This window comes from Pseudomonas sp. M5 (assembly GCF_016907075.1).
Classification (GTDB): Bacteria; Pseudomonadota; Gammaproteobacteria; order Pseudomonadales; family Pseudomonadaceae; genus Aquipseudomonas; species Aquipseudomonas putida_E.
On the sequence record NZ_JAFBBH010000001.1, the window covers coordinates 1,608,077 to 1,626,081 of the forward strand.

Genomic DNA, 18,005 nt, shown 5'->3' on the forward strand with positions numbered 1-18,005 from the left:
GTGCCGGGCTTTTTTGTACCTTCAAATTGCAAGGGGCCGCAAAGCGGCCCCTTGCGTCACGCTACTTCTGCCGTAGTCTCGAAGTCGAACACCAACTCGCCATCGCGCAGGTCGATGTGCACCACACCGCCATGCTCGGCCAGCTCGCCAAACAGGATCTCCTCGGCCAGCGGCCGCTTGATCTTGTCCTGGATAAGCCGCGCCATCGGCCGCGCACCCATCTGCACGTCGTAGCCAGAAGCCGCCAGCCAGCCGCGGGCGGCATCGCTGACTTCAAGCAGCACACGCTTGTCTTCCAGCTGCGCCTGAAGCTCGATGAGGAACTTGTCGACGATGCTCTTGATCGTCTCGTGACTCAGGCGGCCGAACTGGATGATTGTGTCCAGACGGTTGCGGAACTCCGGCGTGAAGCTCTTGCGAATGACTTCCATCGCATCGGACGCATGGTCCTGATGGGTGAAACCGATGGAAGCGCGTGCCGCAGTTTCAGCGCCGGCATTGGTGGTCATGATCAGGATCACGTTGCGGAAGTCCGCTTTGCGCCCGTTGTTGTCGGTAAGCGTACCGTGGTCCATCACCTGCAGCAGCAAGTTGAAGACTTCGGGGTGCGCCTTCTCGATTTCATCGAGCAGCAGCACGCAATGCGGCTGCTTGGTGATCGCCTCGGTCAGCAGGCCACCCTGGTCGAACCCCACATACCCGGGAGGAGCGCCGATCAGGCGTGACACAGTGTGCCGCTCCATGTACTCGGACATGTCGAAGCGCACCAGCTCAACGCCCAGTGCCTTGGCCAACTGGCGTGCCGCTTCGGTCTTGCCCACCCCGGTAGGGCCGGCGAACAGGAACGAGCCGACCGGCTTGTCCGGTGCCTTGAGGCCTGCACGGGACAGCTTGATTGCCGTAGCCAGCGAATCGATCGCCTGGTCCTGACCGAACACGGTCAGTTTCAGGTCACGCTCCAGGTTACGCAGCAGCTCCTTGTCGGAGCTGGTGACGTGCTTCGGCGGAATCCGCGCGATCTTGGCCACGATATCCTCGACTTGCGGCACATCGATACGCTTGACCCGATTCGCCTCAGGCTGCAGGCGCTGATACGCACCGGCCTCGTCGATCACGTCGATGGCCTTGTCCGGCATGTGGCGGTCATTGATGTAGCGTGATGCCAGCTCAGCGGCGGCGCGCAGGGCTTCATCGCTGTACTCGATGTTGTGATGGCTTTCAAAGCGCCCCTTGAGGCCGCGCAGAATGCCCACAGTGTCCTCGACGGACGGCTCGCTGACATCCACCTTCTGGAAGCGCCGCGCCAAGGCACGGTCCTTCTCGAAGATGCCGCGAAACTCCTGGAAGGTCGTCGAACCAATGCAGCGAATCTCGCCGGAAGACAGCAGCGGCTTGAGCAGGTTGGACGCGTCCATCACGCCGCCCGACGCAGCACCGGCACCAATGATGGTGTGGATTTCGTCAATGAACAGGATGGCCTGTGGGCGTTTGCGCAGCTCACCGAGCAACGCCTTGAAGCGCTTCTCGAAGTCGCCGCGGTACTTGGTACCCGCCAGCAGTGCGCCAAGGTCGAGGGAATACACCACGCTCTGCGACAGCAGGTCGGGCACCTGGCCATCGACGATGCGTTTGGCCAGGCCTTCGGCGATGGCAGTTTTGCCCACACCAGCCTCACCGACCAACAGCGGGTTGTTCTTGCGCCGACGGGCAAGGATCTGCGCCACGCGCTCGACTTCCTGCTCGCGCCCTACCAGCGGGTCGATCCGCCCAGCGCGGGCCAGTTCATTCAGGTTGCTGGCGTAAGCATCCAGCGGGTTACTCGAGGACGACGTCTCGCCGCCCTCCTCGTCCTGCATTTCCGGGTCGCTGTCGCTGTGCGAGCCGTGGCCCGGCACCTTGGAAATGCCGTGGGCAATGTAGTTGACCACGTCGATACGGGCCACGCTCTGCTGCTTGAGCAGGAACACGGCCTGGCTTTCCTGTTCGCTGAAAATCGCCACCAGCACATTGGCACCGGTGACTTCGCGCTTGCCAGAGCTTTGCACGTGGAACACGGCACGCTGGAGCACACGCTGGAAGCCCAGGGTCGGCTGGGTTTCGCGATCCTCGTCGTTGACGGGAATCAGGGGAGTGGTGGAATCGATGAACTCTTGCAGGTCATGCTTGAGTTTGTCGAGATTGGCGCCACAGGCGCGCAGAACGGTCGCAGCAGCCTCATTGTCAAGGAGTGCCAGCAGCAGATGCTCGACGGTCATGAACTCATGACGCTTCGAACGAGCCTCCTTGAAGGCAAGATTGAGGGTGACTTCGAGCTCGCGGTTTAACATAGCTTCACCTCATACCCAAGTGGTCGGCGATTAACCGTCCTTCTCGATTTCACAGAGTAGCGGATGCTGGCTTTCCCTGGCGTATTGGTTGACCTGCATGGCCTTTGTTTCGGCGATGTCCCGGGTAAACAATCCGCACACTGCCCGCCCTTCGGTATGGACGGTCAGCATGATCTTGGTCGCCAGCTCGCGGTTCAGACTGAAGAACGTTTCGAGCACTTCGACGACGAAATCCATCGGCGTGTAGTCATCGTTGAACAAAACCACCTTGTACATCGGTGGCGCCTGCAGGATCGGCTTGGCTTCCTGTACCGCAAGCCCTGAGCCGTCGTCCTCATTCGATTGCGGGCGATCCTGATTGAATGTTAGTCGAATCTCGCTACGTGCATGCATGGAAAGAATTTCATCATGATCGACAGGTTAAGGTTGTGAGTTGACCGCTCAAGCCGCAGCCCGCGCGAAGACGGGGCGACCTTGACTATCGGCAAAACGGTGTTACAACCAATAAGAACCCACCGTGGTCGATAAAGATCCGCGCAGTCAACCAGATTTTTCGCAAGGTTCGTATGCGGATGAAGTGGATGATACTCCAGTGATGGAGTCCTTTGCAGAGGGACATAGGGATGGCAAGCGGTAAAGTCAAGTGGTTCAACAATGCCAAGGGCTACGGATTCATCAATGAAGACGGCAAAACCGACGATCTGTTCGCCCATTATTCGGCGATCAAGATGGACGGTTACAAAACCCTGAAGGCCGGACAAGCCGTGACTTTCGAGATCGTGCAGGGCCCCAAGGGCCTGCATGCGACCGAGATCGCCAACGCTGTTGCCAGCACCTCAACAGGAGCCTCGCAATCATCGACCGCTGAAGCCTGATCCCTGCTTTGCGTCGGCATACGAAAAAACCGGCCGCCCCACTTAACAGGGGCGGCCGGTTTTCAATTGTTTCACATATGCTTGATCATTTCGTCGCCGAAGCCTGAACTACCCACCAGCTTCGCGCCTTCCATCAGCCGCTCGAAGTCGTAGGTAACCGTCTTGGCCCCGATCGCGCCATTGGTGCCTTTGATGATCAGGTCGGCCGCCTCGGTCCAGCCCATGTGGCGCAGCATCATCTCTGCAGAGAGGATCACCGAGCCCGGGTTGACCTTGTCCTGGCCGGCATACTTGGGCGCAGTGCCGTGGGTGGCCTCGAACATGGCCACGGTGTCGGACAGGTTGGCGCCTGGCGCGATACCGATCCCACCCACTTCCGCCGCCAGTGCATCGGACAGGTAGTCGCCGTTGAGGTTGAGGGTGGCAATCACGTCATACTCGGCCGGGCGCAGCAGGATCTGCTGAAGCATGGCGTCGGCAATGGCGTCCTTGACGATGACCTCGCGGCCGGTCTTGGGGTTCTTGAACTTCATCCAAGGGCCACCATCGAGCAGCTCGGCGCCAAACTCATCCTTGGCCACCTCGTAACCCCAGTCCTTGAAGGCACCTTCGGTGAACTTCATGATGTTGCCCTTGTGCACCAGGGTCAGCGACTCACGGTCGTTGTCCACCACGTATTGCAGGGCCTTGCGCACCAGGCGCTTGGTGCCCTCGCGGGAAACCGGCTTGACGCCGATGCCGCAGTCCTGGTCGAAACGGATCTTGGTGACGCCCATTTCCTCCTTGAGGAACTTGATGACCTTGTTCGCTTCGGGCGAGCCGGCTTTCCATTCGATACCGGCGTAGATGTCCTCGGAATTCTCGCGGAAAATCACCATGTCGACATCGCCGGGCTTCTTGACCGGGCTAGGCACGCCCTCGAACCACAGCACCGGCCGCAGGCACACATAGAGGTCAAGTTGCTGGCGCAGCGCCACATTCAACGAACGGATGCCCCCGCCGACCGGAGTGGTCAGCGGCCCCTTGATCGATACGACATAGTCGCGCACCGCGTCCAGGGTCTCCTGCGGCAGCCAGGTGTCCTGGTCATAGACCTGGGTAGCCTTTTCCCCGGCGTACACCTCCATCCAGGCGATCTTGCGCTTGCCGCCGTAGGCCTTCTGCACGGCAGCGTCCACCACCTTGATCATCACCGGTGAGACATCGACGCCAATGCCGTCGCCTTCGATATAGGGAATGATGGGGTTGTCGGGCACGTTGAGCGAATGGTCTGCATTGACGGTGATCTTGGCGCCGTCGGTCGGAACCTTGATTTTCTGGTATCCCATGCTTGCACTACTCCGCTTTCGGGTGTGATTGGACATCATGCGATCCCACTGAGCCTAAACCACATCTGCCGACCTGCAAGCGCTGCGACATCACGCCACATTGCCGCTACGTCTTTGGTCTTATAAATGGCGCCGATGTCACTTCGCCTTGCTGAATAGCCCGATTGGTTTGATATACTGCGCCGCGACCGAAGGGTCATCGGGGCGAATCCCAGGAAAATGCGGCTCGCCCTCGGCCAGTAACTGGCCAAAAAGCCTGGGCTGTTACCGCAGTTCAGCACTTGACGCTCGACTGATGCATCCACCATCACCGCTCGCAGCCTCTCGACTTTCCGCTCATGGCGTCGCCAGGGCGAAGCGCCTACCCTGCGCACCTCGAGACTCGAGTACGCTCAGCACATAGAGAGTTAACCCGCATGCCCACCCGTTCCAAGATCATCTATACCTTCACCGACGAAGCCCCCGCCCTCGCCACCTACTCGCTGCTGCCGATCGTCGAAGCTTTCACCGCTTCGGCTGACATCGCCGTCGAAACTCGCGACATTTCCCTGGCTGGCCGCATCCTCGCGGCATTCCCGGAGCAACTGGGCACCGAGAAGCAGGTAGGCGATCACCTGGCGGAACTGGGCCAACTGGCTACCACACCTGAAGCCAACATCATCAAGCTGCCGAACATCAGCGCCTCGGTACCGCAGCTCAAGGCCGCGATCAAGGAACTGCAAGGCAAGGGCTTCAATATCCCGGACTACGCCGACGAGCCGGCCACCGCGGAAGAAAAAGAATCCCGCGCGCGCTACGACCGCATCAAGGGCAGCGCCGTGAACCCGGTACTGCGCGAAGGCAACTCCGACCGCCGCGCACCCCTGTCGGTCAAGAACTACGCGCGCAAGCACCCGCACAAGATGGGTGCCTGGGCCGCCGACTCCAAGTCGCACGTTGCCCACATGACCCAAGGCGACTTCTACGGCAGCGAAAAGGCCGCACTGATCGAGGCTGACGACAGCCTGCGCATCGAGCTGGTCGCCAAAGACGGCAGCACCACCGTGCTGAAAGAAAAGACCGCCGTCAAAGCCGCCGAAATCATCGACTGCGCAACCATGAGCCGCAAGGCACTGAAAGCCTTCATCGCCGAGCAGATCACCGATGCCAAGGCCTCCGGCGTGCTGCTGTCGGTGCACCTGAAAGCCACCATGATGAAGGTTTCGGACCCGATCATGTTCGGCGTCATCGTCGAAGCCTTCTACGGCGAAGTGCTGGCCAAGCACGCTGCCGCGCTGGCCGAAGTGGGCTTCAATGCCAACAACGGCATCGGTGACCTGTATGCCCGCATCAAGGATCTGCCAGCCGACAAGCAGGCCGAGATCGAAGCCGACATCCAGGCCCTGTACGCCGAGCGCCCGGCCCTGGCCATGGTCAACTCCGACAAAGGCATCACCAACCTGCACGTGCCGAGCGACGTGATCGTCGACGCCTCGATGCCGGCCATGATCCGTGACTCGGGCAAGATGTGGAACACCGCTGGCGAGCTGCAGGATGCCAAGGCGATCATCCCGGACCGCTGCTACGCCGGCATCTACCAGGCCACCATCGAAGACTGCAAGGCCAACGGCGCGTTCGACCCGACCACCATGGGCAGCGTACCGAACGTCGGCCTGATGGCACAGAAGGCCGAAGAGTACGGCTCCCACGACAAGACCTTCCAGGTCAAGGCTGACGGCGTCGTGCGCGTGGTCGATGGCAAGGGCAAGGTCGTTCTGGAGCAGAACGTCGAAGCCGGTGACATCTTCCGCATGTGCCAGACCAAAGACGCGCCGATCCAGGACTGGGTCAAGCTGGCCGTCAACCGCGCCCGCCTGAGCGACACCCCGGCGGTGTTCTGGCTGGACCCAGCCCGCGCCCACGACGGCGTGATGATCGAGAAGGTGCAGAAGTACCTGAAGGATCACGACACTGCAGGCTTGGACATCCGCGTTCTGGCGCCGGTCGACGCCATCAAGTTCTCGCTCGCCCGCATCCGCGAAGGCAAGGACACCATCTCGGTGACCGGCAACGTGCTGCGCGACTACCTGACCGACCTGTTCCCGATCATGGAGCTGGGCACCAGCGCCAAGATGCTGTCGATCGTGCCGCTGATGAACGGCGGCGGCCTGTTCGAAACCGGCGCTGGCGGTTCGGCACCCAAGCACGTGCAGCAGTTGGTTGAAGAAAACTTCCTGCGTTGGGACTCGCTGGGTGAATTCCTGGCCCTGGCCGCTTCCCTGGAGCACCTGGGCAACACCTACGACAACCCGCGCGCCAAGGTCCTGGCCAACACCCTGGACCAGGCCACCGGCAAGTTCCTCGACACCAACAAGTCGCCTTCGCGCAAAGTCGGTGGTATCGACAACCGTGGCAGCCACTTCTACCTGACCCTGTACTGGGCAGAAGCGCTGGCCGCCCAGACTGACGACGCCGCCCTGCAGGCGCGCTTCGCACCACTGGCAAAAACCCTGGCCGAGAACGAAGCGACCATCGTCGCCGAGCTCAACGCCGTGCAGGGCAAGCCGGCCGACATCGGTGGCTACTACGCTCCGGATGCCGAGCTGACCGCCAAGGTGATGCGCCCAAGCCAGACCCTGAACAGCGCCATTGCCGCCCTGTAAGGCTCGCTTGAGGTAACAGCACAAACCCCGGCCACGCACCGGGGTTTGTGCTTTCTGAAGCACAGACGCGCCAGCTGTGTAGGAGCGGCCCGCGCCAACCATAGGAAATGCCCATGTCCTGGCAACCCCACATCACCGTCGCCACCATCGTCGAGCACGCAGGCAAATTTCTCTTCGTCGAAGAGTTCAAAGCCGGCCAGCACGTGTTCAACCAGCCCGCCGGCCACCTGGAGCCAAACGAAACACTGCCCCAGGCCGCCCTGCGCGAAACCCTGGAGGAAACCGCCTGGGAAGTCGAGCTTACCGGCGTGGTCGGCATCTACCTGTACACCGCACCCAGCAACGGCGTGACCTACCAGCGCATCTGCTTTGCCGCACGCCCCGTGCACCACCACGCCGACCTTGCGCTGGACAGCGACATCGTCCGTGCCGTCTGGCTCACCCGCGAGGAACTGTTGGCTGCCCCCGACCGCTGGCGCAGCGAGCTGGTACCACGCTGCCTGGATGACTACCTTGCAGGCCCGCTGCATAGCCTTGATTTGCTGCGCGACTGACGCGCAGCCTCGGGTTTGGTAGACTCGGCGCTTTTCCCCCTTGATACACATCGGTAGCCATGACCAGCCCAGCACTCAAAGACCCCGCCAAGACCCGCGTCATCGTCGGCATGTCCGGCGGCGTGGACTCTTCCGTCTCCGCCCTTCTGCTCATGGAGCAGGGCTACCAGGTGGAAGGTCTGTTCATGAAGAACTGGGAAGAGGACGACGGCACCGAATACTGCACTGCCCGTGAAGATCTGGCAGACGCCCAGGCCGTGTGCGACCGCATCGGCATCAAGCTGCACACCGCCAACTTCGCTGCCGAATACTGGGACAACGTTTTCGAGCACTTCCTCGAAGAGTACAAGGCCGGCCGTACACCCAACCCGGACATCCTCTGCAACCGCGAAATCAAGTTCAAGGCGTTTCTCGACTACGCACTGTCGCTGGGTGCAGACCTGATCGCCACTGGCCATTACGTGCGCCGCCGCGACACCGGCGCAATCACCGAACTGCTCAAGGGCCTGGACCCGAACAAGGACCAGAGCTACTTCCTGCATGCCGTCGGCGGCAAGGAAATCGCCCGCACCCTGTTCCCGGTCGGCGAACTGGAAAAGCCCGAGGTTCGCGCCATCGCCGAAAAGCACGGCCTGGCCACTGCCAAGAAGAAGGACTCCACCGGTATCTGCTTCATCGGTGAGCGCCGCTTCAGCGACTTCCTCAAGCAGTACCTGCCGGCCCAGCCAGGTGAGATACAGACCACCGACGGCGAAGTCATCGGCCGCCATCACGGCCTGATGTACCACACCATCGGCCAGCGCCAGGGCTTGGGCATCGGGGGCTTGAAAGACGCCGGCGACGAGCCGTGGTACGTGCTGCACAAAGACCTGACCCGCAATGTGCTGGTGGTCGGCCAGGGCAACGAACACCCTTGGTTGTTCTCCCGCGCCCTGCTCGCCTCGGAGATCTTCTGGGTCAACCCGATCGACCTCAGCAGCCCGCGTACGCTCACTGCCAAGGTGCGCTACCGTCAGAGCGACCAGCGCTGCACCCTGGAGCTGACCGAAAGCGGCTACCGCGCTGTGTTCGACGAGCCGCAGCGCGCCGTTACCCCTGGCCAGTCGGTAGTGTTCTACGACGGCGAGGTGTGCCTGGGCGGCGGCGTGATCGAGACGGCCGAGCCGTGGAGCCCGCGCGCATGAACAAACTGCAGGAGCAATTGATTGCCCTGGGTGGGGTGTTTCAGGCCGCCGTGCTGGTCGACCGCATCGCCCGCACCGGCCAGGCCAGCGAGGCCGATATCGGCTGCATGCTGGGCAGCCTGCTGGTGCGCGACCCCAAGGACACCCTGGAGGTATTCGGCGGCGACGACCTCAACCTGCGCGACGGTTACCGCGCCCTGGTCGGCGCCCTGGAACGCGACCCCAGCAGCCTACAGCGCGAACCGCTGCGTTATGCGCTGTCGATGCTCGGGCTGGAACGCCAGCTGAACAAGCGTGGCGACCTGCTCGACACCATCGGCAACCGCCTGCCGCAAATCCAGTCACAGGCCGACCATTTCGGCCTGGTTCACGAAAACGTCATCGCCTCCAGCGGCGCCTTGTATCAGGACACCTTGAGCACACTGCGCCAGCGCATTCAGGTGCATGGCGACATGCGTTTCCTGCAGCAGGCCAGCAACGCGTCGAAGATCCGCGCCCTGCTGCTGGCAGGCATCCGCGCCGCACGCCTGTGGCGCCAGCTGGGCGGGCATCGCTGGCAGCTGGTGTTCAGCCGGCGCAAGTTGCTCAACGAACTGTACGATATGATGCGCACACCTTCCTGAAGGCGACGCTGAACCCTCGGTAGGAGCGGCCTTGCGTCGCGAAAAGGCTGCGCAGCAGCCCCGGCAATCTATGCTGGGGCGGCGATTTGGGGGCCGCTGCGCAGCCCTTTCGCGACGCAAGGCCGCTCCTACAGGCATTTTTCATGTATCATATGCGCCCTTCCAAAAGCCTGACTGTCCGAGAACACCCCATGCAGCTTTCTTCGCTCACTGCGGTTTCCCCTGTAGACGGCCGTTATGCCGGCAAAACCCAGGCCTTGCGCCCCATTTTCAGCGAATTCGGCCTGATCCGTTTCCGCGCCCTGGTCGAAGTGCGCTGGCTGCAGCGCCTGGCCGCTCACCCGCAAATTGGCGAAGTGCCGGCGTTCTCCGCTGAAGCCAACGCCCTGCTGGACGGCCTGGCCACCGACTTCAAGCTCGAGCACGCTGAACGCGTCAAGGAAATCGAGCGCACCACCAACCATGACGTCAAGGCGATCGAATACCTCCTCAAGGAGCAGGCTGCGCAACTGCCTGAGCTGGCAAAGGTCAGCGAATTCATCCACTTCGCCTGCACCAGTGAGGACATCAACAACCTGTCCCACGCGCTGATGCTGCGTGCTGGCCGCGACGACGTGCTGCTGCCGCTGATGCGTCAGATCGCCGAAGCCATTCGTGCCCTGGCCCATGCCCACGCCGACGTGCCGATGCTGTCGCGCACCCACGGCCAGCCGGCTTCGCCGACCACCCTGGGCAAAGAGCTGGCCAACGTCGTCTACCGCCTGGAGCGCCAGATCGCTCAAGTGGCCGCCGTGCCGCTGCTGGGCAAGATCAACGGCGCCGTGGGCAACTACAACGCCCACCTGTCGGCCTACTCGCAGATCGACTGGGAAGAAAACGCCCGCGCCTTCATCGAAGACGAACTGGGCCTGGTGTTCAACCCGTACACCACCCAGATCGAACCGCACGACTACATCGCCGAGCTGTTCGACGCCATCGCCCGCTTCAACACCATCCTCATCGACTTCGACCGCGACGTCTGGGGCTACATCTCGCTGGGCTACTTCAAGCAGAAGACCGTCGCTGGCGAAATTGGCTCGTCGACCATGCCGCACAAGGTCAACCCGATCGACTTCGAGAACTCCGAAGGCAACCTGGGTATCGCCAACGCCCTGTTCCAGCACCTGGCCAGCAAGCTGCCGATCTCGCGCTGGCAGCGTGACCTGACCGACTCCACCGTGCTGCGCAACCTGGGTGTGGGCTTCGCCCACAGCGTCATCGCCTATGAAGCCAGCCTGAAAGGCATCGGCAAGCTGGAAGTCAACGCCGCGCGTATCGCCGCCGACCTGGACGCCTGCTGGGAAGTCCTCGCCGAGCCAATCCAGACCGTGATGCGCCGCTTCAACATCGAGAACCCCTACGAGAAGCTCAAAGAGCTGACCCGTGGCAAGGGCATCACCCCAGAAGCGCTGCTGACCTTCATCGACGGCCTGGACATGCCAGCCGAAGCCAAGGCCGAGCTCAAGCAATTGACCCCTGCCAGCTACATCGGTAACGCCGCAGCGCAGGCCAAACGCATCTAAGCTGAGCGTCGCCTTCAACGCCCGGCCTGGCCGGGCGTTTTTATTCCCGGACGAAAATTACGTTTTTTCAATAGGTTGAACATGAATCCTGATACTCCACTGCAGTTGCTCGGCGGCATCTCGGCCCGCGAATTCATGCGCGACTACTGGCAGAAGAAGCCGCTGCTGGTGCGCCAGGCATTCCCGGACTTCGAAAGCCCGATCGACCCCGACGAGCTGGCCGGCCTGGCCCTGGAAGAGGAAGTCGAGTCGCGCATCGTGCTCGAGCACGGCGCCCACCCGTGGGAGCTGCGCCGCGGCCCGTTCAACGAAGACACCTTCGCCGACCTGCCTGAAAAGGACTGGACCCTGCTGGTTCAGGCCGTCGACCAGTTCGTACCGGAAGTGGCCGAACTGCTGGAGCACTTCCGCTTCCTGCCAAGCTGGCGCATCGATGACGTGATGATCAGCTTCGCCACCCCCGGTGGCAGCGTAGGCCCGCACTTCGACAATTACGACGTGTTCCTGCTGCAAGGCCACGGCCAGCGCAACTGGAAGATCGGCCAGATGTGCAACAGCGACAGCCCGCTGCTGGACCATGCCGACCTGCGCATCCTCGCCGAATTCGAACAGAGCGGCGAATGGACCCTGGAGCCAGGCGACATGCTCTACCTGCCACCGCGCCTGGCCCACTACGGCGTAGCCGTGGACGACTGCCTGACCTACTCGGTCGGCTTCCGCGCCCCAAGTGCCGCCGAAGTGCTGACCCACTTCACCGACTTCCTCGGCCAGTTCCTGCCGGACGAGGAGCGCTACAGCGACGCCGACGCCGAGCCTGCCAGCGACCCACACCAGATCCAGCACGACGCCCTCGACCGCCTCAAGGGCCTGCTCGACAAGCACATGAACGACAAGGACCTGCTGCTGACCTGGTTCGGCCAGTTCATGACCGAGCCGCGCTACCCCGAGCAGGTCGTCGGTGAAGAACTGGACGAGCAGGAGCTGATCGAAGCGCTCGAAGATGGCGCCATCCTGATCCGCAACCCAAGCGCACGCATGGCCTGGTCGGAGCTTGGCGACGACCTGATGCTGTTCGCCAGCGGCCGCAGTTGCCCGTTGCCAGCCAAACTGCGCGAGCTGCTGAAGCTGGTTTGTGCCGCCGACGCGTTACACATCGACAACCTTGCACAGTGGCTGGAGGATGAAGATGGCCTTATGCTGGTACAGCAATTGATCAAACAAGGAAGCTTGGGATTCGCCAATGAATAAGATTCGTGTGCGCCTCGCCGACTGGCAGAAAGACAACGCCGATATCCGTCGTATCCGTGAAGCGGTGTTCGTCGCCGAACAGCACATTCCGCCGGAGCTGGAGTTCGATTCGGAAGACCAGGACGCGCTGCACTTTCTGGCGCTGGAAGGTGATTACCCTATTGGCACGGCCCGCCTGCTGGCGGACGGCACCATCGGGCGCATCTCGGTGCTCAAGGACTGGCGCGGGCTAAAGGTTGGCGACGCGCTGGTCAATGCGGTAATCCTTGAGGCACAGAACCGCGACCTCAAGCAGCAGATGCTGAGTGCTCAGGTGCATGCCACGCCGTTCTATGAGCGGCTGGGCTTTCGCGTGGTCAGCGAGGAATTCCTCGAAGCCGGCATCCCGCATGTGGACATGGTGCGCGACTCCCGCGAGATCGCCTGAAGCTTCAAACTTGCGCTAAACCCGTGCAGGAGCGGCCTTGTGTCGCGAAAGGGCCGCACAGCGGCCCCGGGCTTATTGCAGCGCCGTCTGTAACGTCGGGGCTGCTTCGCAGCCCTTTCGCGACGCAAGGCCGCTCCTACGGCAACTGCGTTGTTTGGGTAAACCATGCAATAACAAACCTGTACATCCATCCAGATAAAACTTGCCACCGCGCCCCCGCTTGCGCATCCTACTGCCTATCACCCTCGATAAAGCGTCCCGGCCATGCGCCTGTTCCTCTGCGAAAAACCCTCCCAGGCAAAAGACATCGCCAAGATCCTTGGCGCCAACCGCAGGGGCGACGGCTGCTGGCAAGGCACCGACGTCTGCGTCACCTGGTGCATCGGCCACCTGTTGGAAACCGCTCCGCCCGACAGCTACGACGAACGCTACAAGCGCTGGAACCTCGCCGACCTGCCGATCATTCCGGAAAAGTGGAAGATGCTGGTCAAGCCCAAGACTGCCAGCCAGTTCAAGGCCGTCAAGCGCCTGCTCGGCGAAGCACGCGAACTGGTAATCGCCACCGATGCCGACCGCGAAGGCGAAATGATCGCCCGCGAGCTAGTCGAGCATTGTCGCTACCGTGGGCCCATTCAGCGCCTGTGGTTGTCCGCTCTGGACGATGCCTCGATTCGCAAGGCGCTGGCACGCCTACTGCCGGGGCAGGATACCTTCAACCTCTATCACTCGGCGCTGGGCCGCTCACGCGCCGACTGGCTCATCGGCATGAACATGAGCCGGCTTTTCACCTTGTTGGGCCGCCAGTCCGGCTATCAGGGTGTACTACCCGTTGGCCGGGTACAAACACCCACCCTGCGCCTGGTGGTGGACCGCGACCGTAGCATCGCTGATTTCGTACCGCTACCGTTCTGGGCCATCGACGTGCAACTCGAGCATGCCAACATTGGCTTCAACGCCCAATGGCGAGCACCGCAAGATACCTGCGACGACCATGGGCGCTGCCTTAACCAGGCGCTGGCCCAACAGGCTGCAACAGATATCGGCAACGCCCGCACTGCACGGGTGCTCAAGGTGGCCACCGAACGTGTACGCGAGGCAGCACCCCTGCCCTTCGACCTCGGCACCCTGCAGGAGTTGTGCTCAAAGAAGTTCGGCCTTGGCGCCCAGGAAACCCTCGACATTGCCCAGGCCCTGTACGAAACCCACAAGCTGATCACTTACCCTCGAAGCGACTGCGGTTACCTGCCGGTCAGCCAACACAGCGAAGCGCCGGCAATCCTCACTGCATTACAGCGCGCCGATAGCAGCCTGGCGCCGTTGCAAGCGCACCTTGAGCCGCACCGCCGCTCGCGGGCCTGGAACGATTCCAAGGTCACCGCGCACCACGGCATCATCCCTACTGCGGCCGCCAGCGACCCGTCACGCTTGCCGGCCAAGCACAAGGCGGTCTATACCCTGATCCGCGCCCGTTACCTGGCCCAGTTCCTACCCAACCACGAGTACGATCGAACCCAAGCCGAGTTCGACTGTGCAGGCCATGCACTGCGCGCCGTGGGCAAGCAGATCGCGGAGCCGGGCTGGCGTCGCGCATTACCAGAAGCGTTGGCCCCGGCCAAAGGCCGCGAAGCGCCGCCGGCGCAAGTCCTGCCAACGTTGCGTGAGGGCCAGGACTGCTCGGTGCAGGGCCTGCAGTTGAAAGACCTGTGGACCCAACCGCCCAAACCCTTCACCGAAGGCGACCTGATCAAGGCCATGAAGAACGTCGCCAAACTGGTGGACGACCCGCGGCTGAAACAGAAGCTCAAGGAAACCACCGGCATCGGCACCGAGGCGACCCGTGCCAGCATCATCCAGGGCCTGCTCGACCGCGGCTACCTGGTCAAGAACGGCAAGGCACTGGCCGCCACCCCAGCGGCTTTCAGCCTGATCGACGCCGTGCCACGCGCCATCGCCGACCCAGGTACCACGGCAATCTGGGAGCAGGCGCTGGACATGGTGCAAAGTGGTGAAATGAGCCTGGAGGACTTCGTGGCGCGGCAGTCGGCATGGATGGGCAAGCTGGTGGAGCGCTGCAGCGGCATGCGCATGACGATAAACGGGCCAGCGGTGGGCAAGGCGGCGCCGTGGAAGAAAAAGCGCAGGAGCGGGGGCAAAGGCAAGCCTGCAGCTAACGGCGCCAAGGCCACGGGCAGCAAGGCCCGGCAGCCTCGGCGCAAGGCCCCCAACTGAATAGCCAGCCACAGCAGCACGGCATCACCTCCAGACGCGATCCTCGCTCCAGCCAAGCTCGGCAAAATCATGCGCCCGCAAACCGGCCTCTTCCTCACAGAAGAACTCATCCAGCTGGGGGGGTCGCACCGCTGTATCGCTGAGCATGGCATGGACCTGCCCACGGTGATGGATCTGGTGCTCGAACAGGTGGGCAAGCAAGCGCAACCGCTGTTCACGCTGCACACGGTCGGGCCTTACGATACTCACGTAGCGCGATAGCTGGTCGTCGCTCAGCACACTGCAGTAGGCGATCAGCCGGTGGTCAGCCTGGGCCTGTTCGGCGTGCAGGTCGGTGCATGTGGCAAAAGGTTGCTCCGGCTCGAAGAAGCGTTCGCCGTCGGGCTCAGGCGCCTCGCCACGCTGCTCGCACTCGAGCATGTGCAGGTAGAACCAGTCCACCGTCAGCAAATGGTTGAGGGTGGCCTTGATCGATGGGAAGAAGCTGCACCGAGGCGCGACGAACTCGTCCTGGGTCAGTTGCAGGCAGGCCTTGTACAGGCGGTGATTGGCCCAGCCATTGTTGTAGGCCTGGGTCAGCAGATGATGCGACAGCGGCTCCATGGTTCGGCTCCTTCAGGCGAAGCGTTGCAGTTGCATCTCCCGTAGCCGGCTCAGGGTCCTTTGGTACGGGAACGCCAGATACCCTTGAGTGTAGAGCGCTTCGAGCGGAACCTGCGCCTCAAGGTACAGCGCCACCCTACGGTCGTAACATTCGTCGACCAGGGCAATGAAGCGGCGGACGGCGTCATCCTTGGCAGCCAGCGCTGGCAGTTGCCGATCCCCCGCCTCTACCCGCGCGGCTCCATCTTCGGTACCACGGGCAATACGCCCGGCCCGCTGCTCGCCGCTCAGGGCTGGAATGCCTTCGACCAGGATTGCCGAGAACTGATCGCACAGCGCCATGAACTCCATCGCCGCCAGTGGTTGCTCGCACAGGTCGGCGAAGCGACACCAGATCGCTTGGCTGCTACGCCGGATCACTTGGATTTGCCGTGAACCCACTGCGAACGGCTGCGCACTGCCCGGATCGTCGGGGCTGAGCTGCTTGAAAACCGCCTCGAGCGCCTTTGCCTTACCAGCTTCAGCCACCCAGTAGCGCTGGTGTGCGGCCCCAGGGTGAAGACGATGGTCTTGCTCGCCTGCCACCGCCAGGACCTGCATGTGCCGTTCGATGGCGGTGATGGCCGGCAGAAAACGATCGCGGTTGAAACCGTCCTGGTACAGCAGATGCGGCGGCTGGTTGGAGGTGGCAACCACCACCACGCCATGATCGAACAACACCTGGAACAGGCGGCCGAGAATGATTGCATCTGCGATGTCGCTGACAAAAAGTTCGTCGAAGCACAGCACGCGGATTTGCCCTGCCAGCTCTCGGGCAAGAGCCTGCAACGGATCCGCGGTGCCGTTGAGCTGGAACAGCCGCTGATGGACCCATGCCATGAAATGGTGAAAGTGCTGACGCCGGGCGGCAATGCTCAGGCCGCGGTGGAACAGGTCCATGAGCCAGGTCTTGCCGCGGCCGACCGGCCCCCACAGGTAAAGCCCCTGGGCGGGACTGCCCCGCTCGAGGGCTTCGAAACAGGCTTGCAAGGCATTGACGGCCTGCGCTTGCTGCGGGTCGGGGACGTAGCCTTGATCGGCAAGGGCCTGCTGATAGAGCGTTTTGGGGTCAAATGCCATGCAGCATTATGTTGAAGGGCCCCATCGTCGGCAAGCCTGCGCCCACTCATGCATCACCGCGCTTGCAATTAGCGAGGCAGCTTGCCAGCGATAGGGCCGGTAAAGCCCGGAATAGCTTTCAGCCCTCGCTCAGACCCACTTTGAGCAGCGACCCGTCCTTTTCATCGATGAGCACATACAGGTATCCATCCGGCCCAACCCGCACATCGCGGATTCGCGCCCTCAAATCCCCTAGCAAGCGCTCCTCATGGACGATCTTGTCGCCCTCTAGCTGCAGGCGAATCAGCTCTTGGGTAGCCAGCGCACCGATGAACAGATTGTGGTCCCAGGCCTTGAACGTGGAGCTGTCATAAAAAGCCATGCCACTGATGCCTGGGGACTTTTCCCAAACATGATGCGGGTCGACCATACCGTCGACATGTTCGCCCTTGGCCTCAGGGATCGGCATCAGCGAGTAGTTGATGCCGTGGGTGGCGATCGGCCAACCGTAGTTCTTCCCCGCCTGCGGGATATTGATCTCGTCACCGCCGCGGGGGCCATGTTCGTGGGTCCAGAGCTTACCGGTCCAAGGATTGAGGGCCGCCCCCTGCTGATTACGGTGGCCGAATGACCAGATCTCGGCGCGAACTGCTTTTTTCCCGACGAAGGGGTTGTCTTTGGGCACTTCACCATCGGGCAGGATGCGCACGATTTTGCCCTGCAGCTTGTCCAGGTCCTGCGCCGTGGGGCGCTGGTTGTTCTCGCCCAGCGCAATGAACAGGTAGCCGTGGCGATCGAACACCAAGCGCGAGCCGAAGTGATTGCCCACCGAAAGCTTCGGTTGCTGACGGAAGATCACGTCGAAGTTCTCCAAGCGTGCGCGATCTTCGGACAGTTGGCCACGACCAACGGCAGTGCCGGCCTTGCCATCACTGCCCTCTTCGGCATACGACAGGTATACGGTACGGTCCTGGGCAAACTCGGGTGACAACACCACATCGAGCAGACCGCCCTGGCCCTCTGCCCAGACCTTGGGCACCCCGCTTATGGGGGGCCCGACCTTGCCTTCGGCATTGACCACACGCAGGTTACCGGAGCGTTCAGTCACCAGCATATCCTTGCCGCCTGGCAGGAACGCGAGCGCCCAAGGGTTGCGCAAGCCGTCGGCCACGGTGCTGACGGTTACCTGCCCCTCCTCGCTGGGGAAGTGCTCCTCGGCGGCGGCGTGCGCGAGCAGTGGCAGCAGTGTGGCAGCGGTAAGCGTGGTCAGCCAGGTAGCTTTGATCATGCAGGATTCCTTTCAGT

At 62.2% G+C, this 18,005-nt stretch carries 15 protein-coding genes; 9 read left to right on the plus strand and 6 right to left on the minus strand.

What is annotated here, in order from left to right; all coding sequences use genetic code 11:
* Window positions 1-56: 56 nt before the first annotated feature.
* Window positions 57-2,327: an ATP-dependent Clp protease ATP-binding subunit ClpA gene (gene clpA, locus JOE27_RS07410; protein WP_046788265.1), complete on the minus strand. Its 2,271-nt coding sequence runs from the start codon at window positions 2,325-2,327 to the stop codon at window positions 57-59.
* 30 nt (window positions 2,328-2,357) lie between these two features.
* Window positions 2,358-2,720, minus strand: a complete 363-nt coding sequence (clpS, locus tag JOE27_RS07415; protein WP_012315251.1) for an ATP-dependent Clp protease adapter ClpS — start codon at window positions 2,718-2,720, stop codon at window positions 2,358-2,360.
* Window positions 2,721-2,950: 230 nt separating this feature from the next.
* On the opposite strand from clpS, the gene cspD reads away from it, so the two are divergent.
* Complete coding sequence (gene cspD, locus JOE27_RS07420; protein ID WP_046788266.1) at window positions 2,951-3,202, plus strand: cold shock domain-containing protein CspD; 252 nt, start codon at window positions 2,951-2,953, stop codon at window positions 3,200-3,202.
* Between the two features lie 71 nt (window positions 3,203-3,273).
* On the opposite strand, the gene icd is transcribed toward cspD, so the two are convergent.
* The gene (icd, locus tag JOE27_RS07425; RefSeq protein WP_012315253.1) at window positions 3,274-4,530 is read right to left on the minus strand and encodes an NADP-dependent isocitrate dehydrogenase; all 1,257 of its coding nucleotides are present in this window, start codon (window positions 4,528-4,530) and stop codon (window positions 3,274-3,276) included.
* Window positions 4,531-4,946: 416 nt separating this feature from the next.
* On the opposite strand from icd, the gene JOE27_RS07430 reads away from it, so the two are divergent.
* From JOE27_RS07430 to JOE27_RS07465, 8 genes are all read left to right on the plus strand, one after another.
* Window positions 4,947-7,172, plus strand: coding sequence for an NADP-dependent isocitrate dehydrogenase (locus tag JOE27_RS07430; RefSeq protein ID WP_204918429.1), 2,226 nt, complete (start codon window positions 4,947-4,949; stop codon window positions 7,170-7,172).
* A 113-nt stretch (window positions 7,173-7,285) separates the two neighbouring features.
* The gene (locus JOE27_RS07435; RefSeq protein WP_046788268.1) at window positions 7,286-7,726 is read left to right on the plus strand and encodes an NUDIX hydrolase; all 441 of its coding nucleotides are present in this window, start codon (window positions 7,286-7,288) and stop codon (window positions 7,724-7,726) included.
* A gap of 59 nt (window positions 7,727-7,785) precedes the next feature.
* Window positions 7,786-8,910 carry a tRNA 2-thiouridine(34) synthase MnmA gene (gene mnmA, locus JOE27_RS07440; RefSeq protein WP_115274332.1) on the plus strand — a complete coding sequence of 375 codons (1,125 nt, stop codon included), beginning with the start codon at window positions 7,786-7,788 and terminating at the stop codon, window positions 8,908-8,910.
* Window positions 8,907-9,533 carry a high frequency lysogenization protein HflD gene (gene hflD / locus JOE27_RS07445; RefSeq protein WP_012315257.1) on the plus strand — a complete coding sequence of 209 codons (627 nt, stop codon included), beginning with the start codon at window positions 8,907-8,909 and terminating at the stop codon, window positions 9,531-9,533. The genes mnmA and hflD overlap by 4 nt, the downstream gene beginning before the upstream one ends.
* 191 nt (window positions 9,534-9,724) lie before the next feature.
* Complete coding sequence (gene purB / locus JOE27_RS07450; RefSeq protein WP_046788271.1) at window positions 9,725-11,095, plus strand: adenylosuccinate lyase; 1,371 nt, start codon at window positions 9,725-9,727, stop codon at window positions 11,093-11,095.
* Window positions 11,096-11,176: 81 nt separating this feature from the next.
* Entirely contained in the window at window positions 11,177-12,343 is a 1,167-nt protein-coding gene (locus JOE27_RS07455) for a cupin domain-containing protein (RefSeq protein WP_039604938.1), read from the plus strand.
* Window positions 12,336-12,770: a GNAT family N-acetyltransferase gene (locus JOE27_RS07460; RefSeq protein ID WP_012315260.1), complete on the plus strand. Its 435-nt coding sequence runs from the start codon at window positions 12,336-12,338 to the stop codon at window positions 12,768-12,770. The genes JOE27_RS07455 and JOE27_RS07460 overlap by 8 nt, the downstream gene beginning before the upstream one ends.
* A gap of 264 nt (window positions 12,771-13,034) precedes the next feature.
* Entirely contained in the window at window positions 13,035-14,999 is a 1,965-nt protein-coding gene (locus JOE27_RS07465; RefSeq protein ID WP_174142245.1) for a DNA topoisomerase III, read from the plus strand.
* Window positions 15,000-15,023: 24 nt separating this feature from the next.
* On the opposite strand, the gene JOE27_RS07470 is transcribed toward JOE27_RS07465, so the two are convergent.
* The 3 genes from JOE27_RS07470 to JOE27_RS07480 all read right to left on the minus strand — a co-directional run bounded on the left by JOE27_RS07470 (window position 15,024) and on the right by JOE27_RS07480 (window position 17,988).
* Window positions 15,024-15,602: a DinB family protein gene (locus JOE27_RS07470; RefSeq protein WP_115274330.1), complete on the minus strand. Its 579-nt coding sequence runs from the start codon at window positions 15,600-15,602 to the stop codon at window positions 15,024-15,026.
* A 12-nt stretch (window positions 15,603-15,614) separates the two neighbouring features.
* Complete coding sequence (gene zapE, locus JOE27_RS07475) at window positions 15,615-16,721, minus strand: cell division protein ZapE (RefSeq protein ID WP_204918431.1); 1,107 nt, start codon at window positions 16,719-16,721, stop codon at window positions 15,615-15,617.
* A gap of 118 nt (window positions 16,722-16,839) precedes the next feature.
* A complete protein-coding gene (locus JOE27_RS07480; protein ID WP_204918434.1) occupies window positions 16,840-17,988 on the minus strand; it encodes a PQQ-dependent sugar dehydrogenase in 1,149 nt (382 codons plus the stop codon).
* Between the last annotated feature and the right edge of the window lie 17 nt (window positions 17,989-18,005).

Coding starts and splice junctions, on each gene's coding strand:
- clpA (WP_046788265.1), bottom strand. CDS start 2,327: ATGTTAAACCGCGAGCTCGAAGTCACCCTCAATCTTGCCTTCAAGGAG.
- clpS (WP_012315251.1), bottom strand. CDS start 2,720: ATGCATGCACGTAGCGAGATTCGACTAACATTCAATCAGGATCGCCCG.
- cspD (WP_046788266.1), top strand. CDS start 2,951: ATGGCAAGCGGTAAAGTCAAGTGGTTCAACAATGCCAAGGGCTACGGA.
- icd (WP_012315253.1), bottom strand. CDS start 4,530: ATGGGATACCAGAAAATCAAGGTTCCGACCGACGGCGCCAAGATCACC.
- JOE27_RS07430 (WP_204918429.1), top strand. CDS start 4,947: ATGCCCACCCGTTCCAAGATCATCTATACCTTCACCGACGAAGCCCCC.
- JOE27_RS07435 (WP_046788268.1), top strand. CDS start 7,286: ATGTCCTGGCAACCCCACATCACCGTCGCCACCATCGTCGAGCACGCA.
- mnmA (WP_115274332.1), top strand. CDS start 7,786: ATGACCAGCCCAGCACTCAAAGACCCCGCCAAGACCCGCGTCATCGTC.
- hflD (WP_012315257.1), top strand. CDS start 8,907: ATGAACAAACTGCAGGAGCAATTGATTGCCCTGGGTGGGGTGTTTCAG.
- purB (WP_046788271.1), top strand. CDS start 9,725: ATGCAGCTTTCTTCGCTCACTGCGGTTTCCCCTGTAGACGGCCGTTAT.
- JOE27_RS07455 (WP_039604938.1), top strand. CDS start 11,177: ATGAATCCTGATACTCCACTGCAGTTGCTCGGCGGCATCTCGGCCCGC.
- JOE27_RS07460 (WP_012315260.1), top strand. CDS start 12,336: ATGAATAAGATTCGTGTGCGCCTCGCCGACTGGCAGAAAGACAACGCC.
- JOE27_RS07465 (WP_174142245.1), top strand. CDS start 13,035: ATGCGCCTGTTCCTCTGCGAAAAACCCTCCCAGGCAAAAGACATCGCC.
- JOE27_RS07470 (WP_115274330.1), bottom strand. CDS start 15,602: ATGGAGCCGCTGTCGCATCATCTGCTGACCCAGGCCTACAACAATGGC.
- zapE (WP_204918431.1), bottom strand. CDS start 16,721: ATGGCATTTGACCCCAAAACGCTCTATCAGCAGGCCCTTGCCGATCAA.
- JOE27_RS07480 (WP_204918434.1), bottom strand. CDS start 17,988: ATGATCAAAGCTACCTGGCTGACCACGCTTACCGCTGCCACACTGCTG.